The organism is Frigoribacterium sp. PhB107, from assembly GCF_003751515.1.
Lineage (GTDB): Bacteria > Actinomycetota > Actinomycetes > Actinomycetales > Microbacteriaceae > Frigoribacterium.
The window spans coordinates 1,053,400-1,070,268 of sequence record NZ_RJKU01000001.1; the positions used below are offsets into that span (position 1 = coordinate 1,053,400).

20 protein-coding genes and 1 tRNA gene are annotated in these 16,869 nt (G+C 69.9%); 14 read left to right on the forward strand and 7 right to left on the reverse strand.

Annotation, left to right across the window (positions count from 1 at the left end; all coding sequences use genetic code 11):
* The first annotated feature begins 22 nt into the window (after positions 1-22).
* The 13 genes from EDF18_RS04805 to EDF18_RS04860 all read left to right on the forward strand — a co-directional run bounded on the left by EDF18_RS04805 (position 23) and on the right by EDF18_RS04860 (position 9,690).
* Entirely contained in the window at positions 23-607 is a 585-nt protein-coding gene (locus tag EDF18_RS04805) for a hypothetical protein (protein WP_123546622.1), read from the forward strand.
* Positions 608-702: 95 nt separating this feature from the next.
* Complete coding sequence (locus EDF18_RS04810; RefSeq protein WP_123546623.1) at positions 703-1,005, forward strand: hypothetical protein; 303 nt, start codon at positions 703-705, stop codon at positions 1,003-1,005.
* A gap of 101 nt (positions 1,006-1,106) precedes the next feature.
* Entirely contained in the window at positions 1,107-1,364 is a 258-nt protein-coding gene (locus tag EDF18_RS04815) for a hypothetical protein (protein ID WP_123546624.1), read from the forward strand.
* A gap of 15 nt (positions 1,365-1,379) precedes the next feature.
* Positions 1,380-3,779, forward strand: coding sequence for a hypothetical protein (locus EDF18_RS04820; protein WP_123546625.1), 2,400 nt, complete (start codon positions 1,380-1,382; stop codon positions 3,777-3,779).
* On the forward strand, positions 3,776-4,660 hold the full coding sequence (locus EDF18_RS04825) for a hypothetical protein (protein WP_123546626.1): 885 nt from the start codon (positions 3,776-3,778) through the stop codon (positions 4,658-4,660). Before EDF18_RS04820 ends, EDF18_RS04825 begins: the two co-directional genes overlap by 4 nt.
* A gap of 9 nt (positions 4,661-4,669) precedes the next feature.
* Positions 4,670-5,728: a hypothetical protein gene (locus tag EDF18_RS04830; RefSeq protein WP_123546627.1), complete on the forward strand. Its 1,059-nt coding sequence runs from the start codon at positions 4,670-4,672 to the stop codon at positions 5,726-5,728.
* A gap of 11 nt (positions 5,729-5,739) precedes the next feature.
* Positions 5,740-6,867 (forward strand): hypothetical protein, encoded by a 1,128-nt coding sequence (locus EDF18_RS04835; protein ID WP_123546628.1) that lies wholly within the window; start codon positions 5,740-5,742, stop codon positions 6,865-6,867.
* Positions 6,860-7,696, forward strand: a complete 837-nt coding sequence (locus EDF18_RS04840; protein WP_123546629.1) for a tail fiber domain-containing protein — start codon at positions 6,860-6,862, stop codon at positions 7,694-7,696. The genes EDF18_RS04835 and EDF18_RS04840 overlap by 8 nt, the downstream gene beginning before the upstream one ends.
* Positions 7,697-7,712: 16 nt before the next feature.
* Positions 7,713-7,871 carry a hypothetical protein gene (locus tag EDF18_RS16260; protein WP_158614618.1) on the forward strand — a complete coding sequence of 53 codons (159 nt, stop codon included), beginning with the start codon at positions 7,713-7,715 and terminating at the stop codon, positions 7,869-7,871.
* Between the two features lie 3 nt (positions 7,872-7,874).
* Positions 7,875-8,528 carry a hypothetical protein gene (locus EDF18_RS04845; RefSeq protein WP_123546630.1) on the forward strand — a complete coding sequence of 218 codons (654 nt, stop codon included), beginning with the start codon at positions 7,875-7,877 and terminating at the stop codon, positions 8,526-8,528.
* A 4-nt stretch (positions 8,529-8,532) separates the two neighbouring features.
* Entirely contained in the window at positions 8,533-9,021 is a 489-nt protein-coding gene (locus tag EDF18_RS04850; RefSeq protein WP_123546631.1) for a hypothetical protein, read from the forward strand.
* Positions 9,022-9,029: 8 nt separating this feature from the next.
* Positions 9,030-9,338, forward strand: coding sequence for a hypothetical protein (locus EDF18_RS04855; RefSeq protein WP_123546632.1), 309 nt, complete (start codon positions 9,030-9,032; stop codon positions 9,336-9,338).
* A 10-nt stretch (positions 9,339-9,348) separates the two neighbouring features.
* A complete protein-coding gene (locus tag EDF18_RS04860) occupies positions 9,349-9,690 on the forward strand; it encodes a hypothetical protein (protein WP_123546633.1) in 342 nt (113 codons plus the stop codon).
* A 132-nt stretch (positions 9,691-9,822) separates the two neighbouring features.
* On the opposite strand, the gene EDF18_RS04865 is transcribed toward EDF18_RS04860, so the two are convergent.
* Entirely contained in the window at positions 9,823-10,113 is a 291-nt protein-coding gene (locus tag EDF18_RS04865; protein ID WP_148050046.1) for a hypothetical protein, read from the reverse strand.
* 102 nt (positions 10,114-10,215) lie between these two features.
* Complete coding sequence (locus EDF18_RS04870; protein WP_123546635.1) at positions 10,216-10,893, reverse strand: DUF2510 domain-containing protein; 678 nt, start codon at positions 10,891-10,893, stop codon at positions 10,216-10,218.
* Between the two features lie 87 nt (positions 10,894-10,980).
* Here EDF18_RS04870 and EDF18_RS04875 point away from each other — a divergent pair, with 87 nt between their 5' ends.
* Entirely contained in the window at positions 10,981-11,214 is a 234-nt protein-coding gene (locus EDF18_RS04875) for a DUF3263 domain-containing protein (RefSeq protein WP_123546636.1), read from the forward strand.
* 86 nt (positions 11,215-11,300) lie between these two features.
* On the opposite strand, the gene EDF18_RS04880 is transcribed toward EDF18_RS04875, so the two are convergent.
* From EDF18_RS04880 to topA, 5 genes are all read right to left on the reverse strand, one after another.
* Positions 11,301-11,373: transfer RNA gene (locus EDF18_RS04880), tRNA-Thr, on the reverse strand.
* 60 nt (positions 11,374-11,433) lie between these two features.
* A complete protein-coding gene (locus tag EDF18_RS04885; RefSeq protein ID WP_123546637.1) occupies positions 11,434-12,093 on the reverse strand; it encodes a TetR/AcrR family transcriptional regulator in 660 nt (219 codons plus the stop codon).
* A 14-nt stretch (positions 12,094-12,107) separates the two neighbouring features.
* The gene (locus EDF18_RS04890) at positions 12,108-13,253 is read right to left on the reverse strand and encodes a DNA polymerase III subunit delta' (RefSeq protein ID WP_123546638.1); all 1,146 of its coding nucleotides are present in this window, start codon (positions 13,251-13,253) and stop codon (positions 12,108-12,110) included.
* Between the two features lie 10 nt (positions 13,254-13,263).
* A complete protein-coding gene (gene tmk, locus EDF18_RS04895; RefSeq protein WP_123546639.1) occupies positions 13,264-13,890 on the reverse strand; it encodes a dTMP kinase in 627 nt (208 codons plus the stop codon).
* On the reverse strand, positions 13,890-16,850 hold the full coding sequence (gene topA / locus EDF18_RS04900; RefSeq protein ID WP_123546640.1) for a type I DNA topoisomerase: 2,961 nt from the start codon (positions 16,848-16,850) through the stop codon (positions 13,890-13,892). The genes tmk and topA overlap by 1 nt, the downstream gene beginning before the upstream one ends.
* Between the last annotated feature and the right edge of the window lie 19 nt (positions 16,851-16,869).

Genomic DNA, 16,869 nt, shown 5'->3' on the forward strand with positions numbered 1-16,869 from the left:
TGCCCGGGAAAGGGGCTACATCATGGTCAACACCGCATCGAAGGTGGTCAACGGCAAGCCGAACGCCTCGGGTGGCGTGCTCTTCGCACCCCTCGGGACCGCGTTCCCCGCAACCGCGATCGCCGCCATCCCCACCGGATTCCGTGCCGGTGGGTACGTCTCGGAGGACGGCGTCACGAAGTCCGAGTCCCGCGACTCCGCGACGACGAAGGACTGGGGCGGCCTCACCATCAAGCGCACCCAGACCGGGTACGAGCTGACGGTCGCGTTCGCGTTCCTCGAGTACCTGAACGCAGAGGCCGCGAAGACGATCTACGGCGCCGACAACGTCACCGTGACGCCCGCCACCGCGGACCACGGCGAGCAGATGCGCATCGCGTACCGCGGGCAGGAGTCGCCGCACCTGACGTGGATCCTCGACATGGCCGACGGGGCCTCGCGGACGAAGTTCCTCATCCCCGACGGCCAGGTGGCAGAGATCGGTGACACCACGTGGTCGTCGGCAGACGCCGCCCTGCGCGACGTGACGCTGTCGCTCATCCCCAACGCCGACGGCGTCTTCGCGTGGGAGCTGACCGACGACGGCGTGAAGGCCGTCACGGCCTGACCTGAACCAGCGGGCGGGAGAGAACGGGAACTCGCTCCCGCCCGCTGCCACACCCCTGAAGAGTTCCCACCCACCGCACACAGAAGGAGTTCCCCATGACCGTGTTCCAGGTGCCGGCGTCTAAGGCGTCCATCAACCAGAACCGATTCCAGTTCAACCTCCCGGGCAACCGGAAGAAGAACCTCAGCGTGCCCCTGCTCAAGTTCGCAGCCCCGGTCGTCGTCAAGAAGCTGACGGGCATCACGAAGCTCGAGGCCGTCGAGATCATCATCGAGCACTACCACCCCGGCCTCTTCGCGGAGTTCGAGGACCAGGAGCAGGTCCTCGCCTGGTACGACCAGTGGACCGAGGAATCGGGCATCACTGTGGGGGAATCTGTGGACTCCACCGACTCCTAGAGGAGCACGGGGAGTCCATTCACCACGACCTCTGGCTCGCAGGGCGATCCCTTGATGACCTCGGTACGCCGGGGTTCTCGTGGGTCGACCTGCGGGCCTTCGTGCGTCACGCCCCGCGCACGTCCGCGTACTTCCGGGCGGTCCACGGCGAGCTAGCCGACTGGGATCTGCAGGCGCAGCTCACCGCTCAGGTCATCGACCTGCTGCAGTCCGGCAACTGGCAGCGCGCGGGCAAGAAGAACGCCCCGAAGCCGAAGCCGTTCCCGCGGCCGTGGCTGAAGAAGGGCATCGGCACGACGACGTCGATGCCGCTTGACGAGATGGACGCGTTCCTCGGCTACTCGCCGCGGTCGCGATGACGGAAGGCGGTCGCTGTGGCTGTTGAACTGGCGACCGCCTACCTGTCCCTCGTTCCGTCGCTGAAGGGCGCTCAGGGGGCCATCGCGTCCGAGCTGGGCGGCCTCGGCGCTGCTGGTGGCGTCGGAGGCAAAGCTCTTGGCGGCGGGCTCGTGAGCGGCCTGAAGGGTGCGCTCGGCCCTGTCGCTGCGATCACGGCTGGCGTGTTCGGGGCGAAAGCTGTCTACGACTGGGGCAAGGAGCAGCTGGCTGCTCTCGCCCGGATCGAGACGATTAACACCCAGACGACGAACGTCATCAAGTCGACGGGTGGCGCCGCCGGGGTCACGGCGGAGCACGTCGAGGACCTCGCGAGCGCCCTTGAGAACACGACGGCCACGGAGGCCGAGTCCGTCCAGGAGGGCGCGAACCTCCTCCTGACGTTCAAGAACATCCGCAACGAGGCCGGCGAAGGCAACGACATCTTCGACCAGACCACGGTCGCGATGGTCGACATGGCGCGGGCGATGGGTACCGACGCCAAGGGCGGGGCGATCCAGCTCGGCAAGGCGTTGAACGACCCGGTGAAGGGCATCGCGGCGCTGTCCCGCGTGGGCATCACCTTCACGGATGACCAGAAGGAGCTCATCACCACCCTGACTGAGTCAGGGAAGGTGATGGAGGCCCAGAAGATCATCCTGGCTGAGCTCAACAGCCAGTTCGGCGGCTCGGCGGCAGCATACGCCGAGACGTACGCCGGCAAGGTCGAGCTGCTGGGCCACGCGTGGGGCACCTTCGGCGAGACGATCTTCGAGAAGGCGACTCCCGCTCTTGGGTCGATCGCGAAGGGCCTCGCGGACACTCTCAACAACCAGGTCACGCCGTTCATCGCGGGCTTCATCGACGGTCTCACCGGCATCCGCAACCTGCTTGTCGACGGTGACTACTCAGGCCTGCTGCAGGACTCCTTCGGGTGGACCGAGGACAGCCGACCTGTCGACTTCGTGCTCGACCTCCGGGATGGTCTCGGCCGGCTCTTGGACAAGGGCGTCGAGGCGAAGGCGTTCCTCGGCGACACCTTCACCCCCGTCATCGAGAACTTCGGCGACAAGCTGGGGCCGGTCGTGCCGCAGGTCGTGGAGCTGTGGGAGGCGTTCTCGCCTCTCGGCCTGATCGTCAGCGCCCTCGCCCCGTACCTGCCTTCTCTCGCGACTGGGCTAGCGGATATCGGCACGGCGGTGGGCGACAAGCTCGGGCCCGCCCTGTCCGATGACCTGCTGCCTGCCCTTGGGGAGACCGCTGGTCTGATGTCTGATGAGCTGCTGCGAGCGGTCCAGGACAGTCAGCCAGAGATCGAAGACCTCGGCGACAAGCTGCTCGACGTGGGCACGGAGGTGCTGCCGGAGCTCATCCCGGGGCTGATCGATCTGGTTGGGGCGCTGCTGCCGCTGATCCCCCCGCTGGTCCAGCTGGCCCTGGCCGTGCTGCCCCCGGTGATCGATCTGCTCACGTTCTTGGTGACGCCGACCGATAACGCGAAGGGCAGCACGGACGGCTTCACCGGCGCCGTGTCGGGGCTCGTGGGGGTGCTGGTCTTCCTGATCGGCTTGCTGCCTGGCCCGATCCCCCTCCTTCAGGGACTGCGTGACGTGATGGACGGGAGCCGGTCCGCAACGGATCTGGCCAGCGACGCCATCGGCGGCAAGTACGGGTCAGCGCTGGCGTACATCACGCCCAAGGTAATCAGCTTCGGCACGATGGTCGGGGAAACCTTCCGAGGGATCCAGTCGAACGTCTCGCAGAAGCTGGGTCAGGTGCAGGCCGTCGGCGAACAGGTCTGGGGCATGGTCCCCGCGCCCGTGCGGAACGCGGCGGCTCAGATCGGTCCGGCGATCGCTGGGGGCATCGACAAGGCCGTGGGGTTCATAGCCTCGCTCCCGGGTCGCGCGACTGGCGCCCTCGGCAACGTCGGAGGTGCTCTCCGTGGTGCCGGCGCAGACCTTGTCGACGGGTTCGTCGGCGGGATGCTCGGCGGAATCGAGCGGGTAGCGAACGCGGCTGCCCGTGTCGCTCGATCGGCGGTTGACGCGGCGAAGAACGCTCTCGACATCCACTCTCCGTCGCGCGTCATGCGCGACGAGGTCGGTGTCGAGATCCCTGCCGGTATCGCAGGCGGCATCCTCCGCGATGGAGGACTCGTCGCTGATGCAATGCAGGACATCATCCCGATCCCCGATCCGTCGTCGTTCGCGCCGCAGATCCGGAGAGCAGGGGCAATTGGTTCGGCCAGCTTGGGGCTCGAGAGCGACTACGGCACGGCTGCTCGGTCGGGGTCATACGTCCAGAACAACACCTTCTACGCCGCCGACGAGGACTCCACCGTCATCGCCAGGAAGTTCGGCCGGGAGTTCGAGAACCAGATCGCGGGGATGCCATGAGTGACGGTCCGATCAGCATCGAGATCGGTGGCGTGACGATCAGCAGCGGCTGGGGGCCGGTCGGTCACTTCCTGCAGGAGGGGGGCCTGATCGACTGGTACAGCGTTCCCCCGTCGAAGGCGTCGCCGGAGTCACGGCCGCAGGGGCACGGGTCCTTCGACCCGGGCCCCGACTGGTCGGACTCCGCGACCCCGTCCATCAAGGCTCGCTACGACGCCTCGTCGCGGGCCGACCTGCAGGCCGCGAAGCGCGACCTCGCGTCCCTGCGGCGGGTCGGGTTCTCACCGGTGACCGGCTGGCGGAAGCGCGTCACGGTCACCGACGAGGACGGCCCGACGTCGCGCGACGTGTCGATCCGGTTCGTCGACATCGCCGACGATCGCGGGCGCTTGTCCTTCGAGTACGCGATCGACATGCTCGCCCCGGACCCTCTCCGGTACGGCCCCGCAGTCGTGGACTCGACGGGGCTGCCCGTGGCGGGCTCCGGCCTGGTGTGGCCCCTCGGGACCGGCGGAACGTGGCTCAACTGGGGCACCGTCGGTGACCTCGGCCGGGTCGACACCCCGAACGACGGCACCGCCGAGACGTACACGGTGCTCGAGGTCACCGGCGGCATGTCCCTCGGGTTCCTGCTGACGTACGTCCCCACGGGGCAGCTCATCAGCTTCGACCGGGAGGTCCCGCCTGGATCGACCATCACCCTCGACCCGCGCCGGGGACTGGCCGTGATCGACGGGCAGTCCGATGTGACGGGGTTCCTCACCATCTCGGACTGGTGGCCGGTCGCCGCCGGCGACGTCGGCAGCATCCAGTTCGCATCCAAGGGCGTCGTGACGGGCACCCCCACCCTCACGGCGCGCACCGCGCCCGCGTTCATCTAGGAGGCCCCCGTGGCTCTGCACCCCGCCTTCGGGCCTCACCTCGCCGGCACGACCGCCGTGGACGCCCGCCTCGCCTTCGCTGGCACGCTTGTGCAGACGGCGGCAGGCGGCGCCCGCCCCGGCATAGTCTCGGGGGCGCCGACGCTGGTCACCTCCCGTGCCGACAAGTACGTCGACGTCGCGGGCTTCACCGCGGCGCTGTCGCGCGGCGCTGCGGACGGTGTCTCGTTCATCGCGAACGACGGCACCGTGCAGGTCGAGATCGCCTCGGCACCCGCCGCGAACTCGCGCTACGACGTCGTGTGGGTGCGGCAGCGGGACTCGGTGACCGCGCAGGCACCGGACGCCGACAACCAGGCCGTGTTCGGCGTCACCCCCGGCAACGCGTCCGCGACACCGAACCTCGCGAACACGCTCGCCGTCATCCCCCGCGGGGCCCTGCCCCTGGCCTCGGTCCTCGTGCCCGCCGGCGCGACGACGACGAACGGCATGACGATCGGGCAGATCGCCCCGTTCGCCGCCCCCGCCGGATCCCCGATCCAGTACCGGTCGATCGCGGACATGAACGCAGACGCCTCCCAGCTGCTCATCGGCACGGACGCGGTCACCCTCGACACGATGGCCCGCTACCGGCTCGGCAAGACCTCGGCCGCGACCCCGGTCAAGACCTGGGCCCGCCTCGGCCGGAACGTCATCGGCTACGGCATGGAGGCCACCGGCGGCGCGATCGCCCCCTCGGGCGGCCTCTCCGCCGTCTACGGGTCCCGCACCTTCGACGTCCTCACGAACGGCGACCTGCACGCGCACGTCACCATCTGGACCCGAGGGGCCGCGAACGGCATCGTCGGCTCGATCCTGTTCTTCATCGACGGCGTCCAGTACGCCGCCGACGGGCAGCGCGGCCGCATCCACACCCACGGCGCATCCGGTCAGGCCGTCTTCGAGGCCGACATGACCGTCCCGCTCCCCCCCGGCAGCCACGGCGTCGCCCTCCGCATCGCGGTCGACGGCGGCACCGCGGCCATCGAGCACTGGGACGTGACGTTCAACTACGCCATCCAGTACTGAAGGGGGTCGCCGTGACGCGCATCCTGATCGGCGACCTCCGCACGGGGCGCAAGCTGCAGGACGTGAGCGTGCTGTCGGCCACTTGGGCCAAGCAGCTCAACGCCGCGGGAACCATCAGCATCACCGTGACACTGCGCGACCCCGACCTGGTGCGCCTCGGACTGCGGAACGTCGCCACCCCAGGGAAGTCGTTCCTCGCCGTCGTCGAGAACGACGTCGTCATGGAGGCCGGCCCCATCTGGACGCACGATTACGACCGTGACGCAGGAACCTTGAAGCTGACCGCTGCGGGCCTCTGGTCGTACTTCGACCACCGCGTCCTCATCCCAGTCCTCGCAGCAGGACAGTCCCCGGTGGGCGCTGACACGAACCTGTCCGGGCTGTGGCTGGGGACCATCGCGAAGCGCATCGTCCAGCAGGCCCGAGCCCACACGGGCGGGAACGTCCCAGTGGTCTTCCAGGCCGACGAGGCGGGGACGTCTGAGCGGAAGTATCTCGGCGCCGACCTCGCTCTCGTCGGCGACCGCCTTGAGGACATCACGAACGTCATCGGCGGCCCCGACATCGACTTCGCTCCCCGCTTCACGGCGGACCGGCTCGGCATCGAGTGGGTCATGCGGGTCGGGACGGCAGCCCAGCCGCAACTGTCGTCGACCCGCACGCACGTGTGGGACCTCGCCGTCCCCGAGCCGTCCGTCCGAGGCCTGCAGGTAAAGCGCACCGCAGAGCGGATGGTCGGCCGCGCGTGGGCCACTGGAGGCCGCACCGACGACGTCGTGATGACGGCTCGGTACGAGAACCCGACACTGACGGCGGCCGGCTACCCGCTGCTCGAGGCGGTCGATTCCTCGCACTCCTCCGTGTCCGTGCAGAGCACCCTCGACGGCTACGCCGCCGAGGCCGCCCGCACCGGCTACAAGCCGATCGAGTTCTGGTCGTTCGAGGTCGACGCAACCGCGACGCCCAGGGTCGGCACGTACCAGGTCGGGGACTACTCCCGCACGAAGATCAAGGGCGACCCGTACGTGCCCGACAACGTCACCGACGGCTACCTGCGCCGCATCGTCGCGATGAGCGGCGACGAGCAGGGCCGCTGGATCAAGGTCACTACCGGGGAGGTGTACTCGCTCGATGCCTGACCCCAGACCAGACGGCGACGGCGCCGGCCAGATGGCGCGGCTGACCAAGGACCAGAGGAAGCGACTTCGCAGCGTCGAGCAGCCGTCCGGCACGATGCTGGCCCGCCTCCTCGAGACGGTTACGAACCGGCTCGCGCAGATCCCCGGGGAAGTGGCCGCCGCGATCGACGCTCAGTCGATGAAGCGGCAGGACATCATCGATCGCGATCAGGCCGTGGCCGACGCCGCGGCCCCGAAGACGCACCAGCACGCCGCGTCCGACCTCACCAGCGGAGGAACCACCGGGACCGGCTTCACCGTCGGCGGAGCGCTCGGCGTCACCGGCGCGATGACCGCCACCGGAGCCGTCCAGGGGCAGAGCGTCCGCGCAACGACAGCCCCGTCGACGAACATCACCGGCACCCGCGTGGCCGCGTGGCTGCAGTCCTCGGACGGGCTCCTCGGCACTGCGTCGTCGTCGGAGCGGTTCAAGACGAACATCCGGCCCGCGAAGCTCGACCCCGCCGCGGTGCTGCGCTTGCAGGTCGTCTACTACCAGTACATCGCCGAGCTCGAGCAGCGCGAGGAGGACCCGTCGTACCGGGTCGCGACGGAGGTCGGTGTCATCGCCGAGCGGCTGCACGAGGCGGGCCTTTGGCAGTTCGTGATCTACGAGCGCGAGGCCGACGGCTCGCTGAAGGTCGACGACGACGGCGACCCGGTGTGCTTCGGCGTCCGGTACGAGCTGCTCGCCCTCGCCCTGATCCCCGTCGCGCAGGCGCAGCAGAAGGAGATCGTCGAGCTCCGCGCCGACGTCGCCGCCATCAATTCGAAGCTCGGCATCGCCTAGCCCCCACGGAGGAACCATGGACACCACCCAACCCGCCGCGAGCGTCCTCGAGATCCTCGTCGGCGACACCCCCGTCATCGTCGCCGACGACGTCGACGAGGTCCCGGCCGCGTTCGCCGAACCCCTCATCGACGGCGAGGACGCCTCGACCGCCCTCGACACCGAGGGGGTGTGACGCGTGACCACCATCGACTCCGCAGCCTTCCTCGCCCGCGCTCGGGCAGCCATCGGCACGAGCATCATCCCGCAGGGCATGTGCCTGAACTTTGTCTGGCGGATGGCCGGCGGGCTCTCGTCCATCGGCAACGCCGTCGGTCGTCTCGACACCGCCTACAACTCGTGGCTGGCTGCCGACGACAAGCACCCCGGCGACCGTCACCCGCCCGCCGGCGTCGCGCTGCACTACGGGCCCTCGCCGACCCGCACCGACCGCAACCGGAACGCCGGCGACGTCACTGTGTCGATCGGTGGCGGCCTGCAGATCGCGACCGACGTCACCGGCGCGCGCGTCGGGATCATGACGATCGCCGCGCGCGAGAAGCAGACGCAGCGCCCGTACCTCGGGTGGACCGGTGACCTCGGCGGCCATGCGTTCTCGGTCGTCAGCGCAACACTCACCCCGGCCGCCGTGGCCGTGGCGATCATCAACAACCCGGAAGGGCAGCACATGTTCATCTTCGACAGCGACAAGGGCCAGATCGGCATGGTCGGCGGTCAGGCGATCCGCCTCAAGGACGCCGCCGAGGTCAACGCACTCGGCCTCGGCGGGGCCAAGATCGTCAAGGTCCCCGTCTCCCTCTACGAGCGCCTCTTCGCGCACGCGTGGGGCTGAGCCGATGATCGCGACCGATCCGAAGCTGAACCAGCGCAGGCTCCGGTGGGAGCGCACGATCTGGATCCTCGACCTCGTGGCCTACGCCGTCATGGCCGTGAACGGCGGCTCGGCGCTGTGGTTCACGTCGCCGTTCGTGCAGGAGGAGATCCGTTTGCCGGCCGTCATCATCTTGTGGGGCGTGCTCATGCTGGCGGGCGGCGCCGGAGGGTTCTTCGGGCGTCTCACGGGCGTGTGGGCCGTCGAGGTCCTGTTCAACGTCTCCGCCTGGTCGGGGGCCGTCTGCTACGCGATCATCATCTTCTCCGCCGTCGCGGGCGGCTCCTCGCTCGTAATCCTCGGCATGGTCGTCCTCGCGTTCATCGGCATGTTCCGCCGGTACTGCGAGCTGCAGATCTTCACCAGCGAGCCGGGGCTCACCACGTTCACCGAGAAGGTGCGGTCGCTGCTCCGCCGCCGCACGGAGTACGTCGTCCGCCGCCAGCACTACTAGGGGGCCCAGTGGTCGACACCACCCTGCTCGTTGCCCTCGGGGGCGGCGCCGGCGTTGCGCTCATGCTGCGCGAGTTCGTGGCCGTCTTCGCCACCATCCGCTCCGGCGTGAGCGCGAAGGAGGGCAAGCGGAAGACCGACATCGTGCAGCAGCGCGACGAGGCGCTCGAGAAGGCCCGCCTCGCCGACGGCCGCGCAGACGACGAGGCGACCAAGCGTCGCGCCTATCAGGAGTACGCGTCGCGCCTGCGACGCCAGCTCATCGAGAACGGGCTGACGCCGGGCGATGAGCCCGACGTCGCCACCACCAGAGCCTGAGGAGGCACCCATGACCGACACCCCCCGACACCTGGCTGTGATCGACGAGCGACCCGCGCTGGCCGAGCTCGGCACGCAGATCGCGAACCCCGTCCGCGCGACCGTCCGCACCGTCGTGCAGGCGCTCGTCGTCCTCATCCCCCTGGTCAACATCGCCGCCGGCGTGCTGATCGACTACCTGAACACGCAGACCGACCTCGTCGTGCCCGCGTGGGCGTTCCTGGTCCTGAACGGCGCGGTCGCGGTGACGTCGTTCGTCATCGGCCTCGTGACCCGCCTGATGGCGACCCCGGCGGTCGACCAGGCCCTGACCCGGTACGTGCCATGGCTCGCCGCGCTGCGGCGTCGGTGACGCCCGTGCTCTGGCTGATCGTGATCGTGGTCCTGATCCTCGTCTACAGCCCCACCCTCGACGCCGTCGACTGACACACGTGACCCCCTGCATGCTCTCCGGAGCGTGCAGGGGGTCGTTCGTGCGTCCGGGCTACTTCTGGCCCCGGCGGTCAACCCACCAGCGGAGGCAGTCCTCGGGGCCGCGGTGACTCGAGTACTTCGCGTCGCCGTCGTAGATCGTCCACCCGTCGTGCGGGTTCCGCGAGACTCCGGTGCCGTTCGGGAAGCCGGGCCGGTCGCAGCGCAGGAAGTAGCTCGACGGGTTCGTGTCGCGCTCCCGCGCCTGCAGCATCCACTCGCCGAGCCGGAACCGCTCGGTTAGGTTCCCGCCCCACTCGGCGACCTGCGCCGCCCACGCCCGCTTGTCTGGTTGCACTGCCATGGCGGGCACCCTACGTCCCGCCGCCGACACCGCGCCTCCCGCACGACTGAGCCCCGCCTGACCTACGTGGTCGGGCGGGGCTCGTTCGTCGTCTCAGCGGGCCTACAGGCCGAGCAGCTTGCGCTTGCCGGCTGCGAACTCCTCGTCCGTGAGGATGCCCTGCTGGTGGAACGCTGCCAGCTTCCCCAGTTCCGCGTTCATGTCGACCGGAGCGGGGGCTGCGGCGGCGGGCGCGGGCGCGGCGTGCACAGGTGTGCCGCTGTAGTTCACGTGCTGCGTGTGCTCGCGTAGGCGGAGCCGCTCACGGGCGTCGTGCGCTGTCTGGTTGATGCGAGCCACGCCTTCGCGGAACTCGGCGATGTCTTCGAGGAGGACGCGCTCCCGGCCTGAGGCACGGTGCGCGATGAGGGTGATACTGCCGACGCCGCGAGCCTTCTGCGTCATCGTCTGGCTGGCGTCGACGTCGTGGATCTCGTGGGTCCGGATCTGCTCGGCCTTGAGCGAGAGGGTGCCGGACTCGAAGAAGAGGTATTCGTCGGTGAGTCGGTAGCGTCCGCCGCCGAAGCCCTTCAACGGCTTGCCGGTGGCAGACCAGAGGACACCGTCTTCAACGGGGGCCATTGTCGTGACGACTCTTTGCGCGATGGCGCCGGTCCTCGAAGGGGTCTTCTGGGCACCTGTGGCTGGCTGCGTGTGTTCCGTCCACTGCTGGCCGTCCCACCACCGGACCGCGCCCTGCGCGTCGTCGTACCAGCCAGCCGCCGTCGTCTGATCACTCATGCGCTCGATCGTAGGTGACCCTCCACATCGATAGGCAGCCCCTATCTGGGCGACGACTGTCGGTGGTCGGAGCGACACTCGTCGCACATGACTGATGACGACCGTGACCTGCTCCGCTTCGAGGACGATCACCCGCGCTGGGACGGCGCGAAGGAGCTCGCCGTGCGCCGGCAGTTCGAGCTGACCCCTGTCCGGTACACGCAGCGGCTCCTGCGGCTGGTCCGCACCCCAGAGGGCGTGGCCGCGTTCCCGATGTTGGCGCACCGCCTCGAGCGGCAGCAGGCCCGCGCGGCCGAGCGGCGCCGGCTACGGACGGCGTGAGGCCCACTGCTATCTGGATGCAATCTGCTCGGACGGGCCCGGAACGGGAAGAGGCCCGGATCCTTGTAGATCCGGGCCTCTGGATGAGCCGCTTTGGGGAATCGAACCCCAGACCTTCTCATTACGAGTGAGACGCTCTGCCGACTGAGCTAAAGCGGCGGATCTCGATCAGATCGAGAACCCGTGCCTCGCGGCACGATCACCAACTGTAGCGGATTCTCAGACCTGTCGCGTCACGACTCGGCCGAGCTCGGCGAACGACGCCTCCATGCGCGCGCGCAGGCCGTAGCGGTGGTCGGTCGCGTGGTCGGCGTCGTCGTCGTCGATCCACTCGCCCCAGGCGTGGCGGAGGGCGGCGATGGCCACGAGGGTGAGGAGGTGGGCGCTGCTGAGGTCGGACTCCTCAGTGGCGTCGTCGGCACGGCCGGGGGCCGTGGCCAGACGACGGGCGACGATGCCCGTGAGGCGCTCCTCGAGCACGCGAGTGGAGGCGATCCGGCGGGCGAGCAGGTCGGGGTGGCTGCGCAGCACCATGCGTCGACGCTGCACCAGGTCGCGGTCGAACGTCGCGGTCACGACGGCCTCGTCGAGGAGGCGGATGAGGCCGTCGATGATCGGCTCGTCGTGCGCCCCGAGGAACCGGTCGAGGGACTCGCCCTCGGGCAGGTCGGGCAGGTCGCCGACGACGGCCTCTTCTTTCGACGTGAAGTAGTTGAAGAACGTGCGGGGCGACACGTCGGCGCGGCGGCTGATCATGTCGACGGTGACGGCCTCGAGTCCCTCCTCGCCGATCAGGTCGAGGACGGAGAGCTGGATGGCCCGTCGGGTGGCCAGGCGCTTGCGCTCACGCAGGCCCGGGGCGGCAGTCGGGTCGGTCATGCCGCCATCTTGCCTCACCTGACCGCGTGTCGGCTGACGGCCACCAGCATGGCCTCGAGCGCCAGCGCCGGGGCCACGTTCGACTCGATCCGTCGACGTGCGACGGCGATCGCGTCCATGACTGCGAGAGTGCTCGCCGGCGTCGAGGCCGCGGTCGCCTCGTCGAGCCGGCCACGGACCGCCTGGTTGATGGGCTCCTCCGCCACCCCGAGGTGCAGCAGGAGGACGTCGCGGTACAGCGAGAGCAGGTCGACGAGGATGCGGTCGATGCCGTCGCGGAGGCTCCGGGTCGCCCGACGCTTCTGGTCGTCCTCCAGCGCGCGGAGCTGGCTGCGGAGGGCAGGGGGCACGGTCCCGCCCGGCTCGACGCCGAGCGACCGGAGGGCGCTCGCGCGTTCTTGGGCGTCACGCTGCTCGGTGATGGCCTTGGCGTCGTCCCCGGCGACGGCGAGCATCGTGGTCGCCGCGTTCACCGCGTCGGACACGCTGCGGATGGCCAGCGCGGTCTCGAGCGTCCGTCGGCGGCGCTCGCGCGCCTCCTCGTCCGTCGCGAGACGGAGCGCCATGCCGATGTGGCTCTGCGCCTCACGGGCCGCCGTGACGGCCGTCTCGTGGTCGATGCCGTCGCGACGCTCGAGCAGGGCGGCCACGTCGGCCACGGTCGGCGTCCGGAGGCGGATGCTGCGGACGCGGGACCGGATCGTCGGGATGAGGTCGGCCTCGCTCGGGGCGCAGAGGATCCACACAGTGCGGGGCGGCGGCTCCTCGAGGGCCTTCAGCAGCAGGTTGCTGGTGCGCTCGGTCATCCGGTCGGCGTCCTCGATGACGACGACGCGGTAGCGGCCGACCGAGGGAGAGAACTGGGACGACGCGACCAGCGACCGCACCTCGTCGATGGTGATGATGATCCGCTCCGTGCTGAGCACGGCCAGGTCGGGGTGCGACCGGGCGTCGACCTGGCGGCTCGTCGCCTCGTCGTCGTGGCCCCGGGACAGCAACGCGGTCGCGAAGGCGTAGGCGAGGTTCGAACGGCCGGAACCGGGCGGGCCGGTGATCAGCCACGAGTGCGTCATCGCCGAGCGGGACGGATCGGCGGAGGCAGCCGCCTTGAGGAGCTCGACGGCGTCGGCCTGGCCGGTCAGGCCGTCCCAGCCGCTCATCGCTCGCTGCTCACTGCTCGGTGAGGAGGTCGGCGACCCTCGCCCGCACGGCCGCCGCGACCTCGGCGACCGGCAGCGTCGCGTCGACCACGAGGAACCGGGCGGGCTCGGCACGGGCGATCGCGAGGTACGAGTCCCGGACCCGGCCGTGGAACGCCGCGGCCTCCGACTCGAGCCGGTCCCAGGACTTCTCGGCAGCGTCGAGGCGCGACCTGCCGACCTGCGGGTCGAGGTCGAGCAGCACGGTGAGGTCAGGCGTCAGTCCGCCGGTCGCCCACACCGACAGCTCGCGCACCTCGTCTCCGCCCAGCACGCGGCCCGCGCCCTGGTAGGCGACGGACGAGTCGACGTACCTGTCCTGCAGGACGACCTCGTCGCGGTCGAGGGCCGGGCGCACGAGAGTCTCGACGTGGTGGGCTCGGTCGGCCGCGTAGAGCAGGGCCTCAGCCCGGGCCGCGATGTGTCCCCGGCGGTGCAGGACGATCTGCCGGAGCTCGAGGCCCAGGTCGGTGCCTCCGGGCTCCCGGGTGCGGACGACACGGCGACCCTGCTCACCGAGCCACGCCTCGAGGAGGGCCGCCTGCGTGGTCTTGCCCGATCCGTCGCCGCCCTCGAGGGTGATGAACAGACCGGCCACTACGAGGCCTCCGGCGCGTCGCCGTCCGTGGCCGCCGCCGTGGCAGCGGCCTTCGCGGCGGCGGGCTTCCTCGCGGCATCCGGCTTCTTGACGGCCGCCGGCTTCGCGGCAGCGGCCCCGGCAGCAGCCGGCTTCGCGGCGGAGGGCTTCTTCGCGGCCGCGGGCTTCTTGGCGGCCGCGGGCTTCTTCGCAGCCGGCTTCTTGGCAGCGGGCTTCTTCGCAGCCGGCTTCTTGGCCGGGCCCTTGGCGCGCTTGTCGGCGAGCAGCTGGATCGCGCGCTCGAAGTCGACCTCCTCGACTGTCTCCCCGCGGGGGATGGTGGCGTTCGTCTCGCCGTCCGTCACGTAGGCCCCGAAGCGGCCGTCCTTGATCTTGATCGGCTTGCCGCTGACCGGGTCGGCCTCGAACTCGGCGAGGGCGCTGCTGGCCCGCTTCGCCCCGTACTTGGGCTGGGCGTAGAGCTCGAGGGCGCCGGGCAGGTCGATCTCGAAGATCTGGTCCTCGCTGGTGAGCGACCGGGTGTCCGTGCCCTTCTTGAGGTACGGACCGTAGCGGCCGTTCTGGGCCTGGATCTCGTCGCCCGTCTCCGGGTCGACTCCGACCGTCCGCGGCAGGTCGAGCAGCGCGAGAGCGGTCTCGAGGTCGATGGTGTCGACGCTCATGCTCTTGAACAGGGACGCCGTCCGCTCCTTGGGGGCGGCCTTCTTCGCCGGGGCTTTCTTGGCGGGCGCCTTCTTCGTCGCGGTGCCGTCCGTGGCGGCAGGTGCGGCGGTGGCGGTCGCCGCCTCGACGACCTCGCCGGTGGCGGGGTCCGCAGCGATCTCCTCCGGGGTGCGCTCGGTCACGTACGGACCGAAACGGCCGTCCTTCGCGAGCACCTCCTTGCCGGACTCGGGGTTGACGCCGACGACGCGGTCGCCGATGACGGGAGCGTCGATGAGCTCACGGGCGCGGGCCGGCGTCAGCTCGTCCGGCGCCATGTCCTCGGGGACGTTGACCCGGCGGGGGGTCTCGGGGTCGTCGCCCGGAGCCTCGAGGTAGGGGCCGTAGCGCCCGATGCGCAAGGTGAGCCCTTCGCCGAGCGGGATGGAGTTGATGTCCCTCGCGTCGATCTCACCCAGGTTGTCGATCACCTTGCGGAGCCCGCGGTGCGTGTCGTTGCCGAAGTAGAAGCCGTTGAGCCAGTCGACCCGGTCGGCGTCGCCGCCGGCGATGAGGTCGAGGTCGTCCTCCATGCTGGCCGTGAAGTCGTACTGGACCAGGTCGCCGAAGTACTCCTCGAGCAGCCGGACGACGGAGAACGCGATCCAGTTCGGCACGAGGGCCGTGCCCCGGGGCGTGACGTAGCCGCGGTCGACGATGGTCGACATGATGGCGGCGTACGTCGACGGCCGCCCGATCCCCAGCTCTTCGAGCGTCTTGACGAGGCTCGCCTCGGTGTAGCGCGGCGGCGCGCTCGTGTCGTGCCCCTTCGCCTCGATCTCGTCGAGGGTGAGCTGCTGGCCCTCCGTCAGCGGCGGGAGCTTGGCCTCGGCGCTGTCGGCCGCGCCGTGTCGGTCTTCGTCGCGACCCTCCTCGTACGCGTTCAGGAAGCCGCGGAAGGTGATGACGGTGCCGGTGGCGACGAACTCGGCCGCCGTGCGGGCGGCCCCCTCGGCGGACACGCCCGCGACGGCGGTCTGCGTCGTCGCCGTCACGACGACGGAGGCCGTCGAGCCCTTGGCGTCGGCCATCTGCGAGGCGACGGTGCGCTTCCAGATGAGGTCGTAGAGCTTCCAGTCGTTGCCCCTCAGGGTCGACTGCATGTCGCTCGGCGTGCGGAACGTGTCGCCGGAGGGGCGGATCGCCTCGTGCGCCTCCTGGGCGTTCTTGCTCTTGCCCGTGTAGACGCGGGGCTTCTCGGGCACCGTGTCGGCACCGTACAGGGAGGCGGCCTGGGACCGGGCGGCGTTCGTCGCCTGCTGCGAGAGCGACGGCGAGTCGGTGCGCATGTAGGTGATGTGCCCGTTCTCGTACAGCGACTGGGCGACGCTCATCGTCTGGCGGGCGGAGAACCGCAGCTTGCGGGCGGCCTCCTGCTGCAGGGTCGACGTCGTGAACGGGGCGGCGGGACGGCGCGTGTAGGGCTTCGACTCGACCGACGAGACGACGATGTCGACGCCCGACGCCTGGAGCGCACGGGAGAGCGCCCCGGCCGAGGCCTCGTCGAGCGCGACGGCCTGCCCCTTGGGCTGGCCGCGGTCGTCGAAGTCCCGACCGCTCGCGACCCTGGTGCCGTCGACCCGCACGAGGCGGGAGGAGAAGGGCAGCGCGTCGGCGGCAGGCTCGAAGGTGGCGGTGAGGTCCCAGTAGGAGGCGGAGACGAACGCGAGCCGCTCGCGCTCGCGGTCGACGACGAGGCGGGTCGCCGCCGACTGCACGCGACCGGCCGAGAGGCCCGGACCCACCTTGCGCCAGAGGACCGGCGAGACCTCGTAGCCGTAGAGGCGGTCGAGGATGCGGCGGGTCTCCTGGGCGTCCACGAGAGCCGTGTCGAGCTCGCGGGTGTTCTCCTGGGCCTTCTGGATCGCGTCCTTCGTGATCTCGTGGAAGACCATCCTCTTGACGGGGACCTTCGGCTTCAGCTCCTGCAGCAGGTGCCACGCGATGGCCTCGCCCTCGCGGTCCTCATCAGTCGCGAGGTAGAGCTCGTCCGCGCCCTTGAGCGCACGCTTGAGCTCGGAGACCGTCTTCTTCTTCGCGTCGGAGACGACGTAGTAGGGCTCGAAGCCGTTCTCGACGTCGACGCTGAACTTGCCGAGCGACCCCTTCTTGAGCTCGGGGGGCAGGTTCTTGGGCTCGACGAGGTCACGGATGTGCCCGACGGAGGCGAGCACCTCGTAGCCGCTGCCGAGGTACTGCCCGATCGTCTTGGCCTTCGCGGGCGACTCGACGATGACCAGTTTCTTCGTGCCTGGCACGGGACTCCTTGCTTCGGGG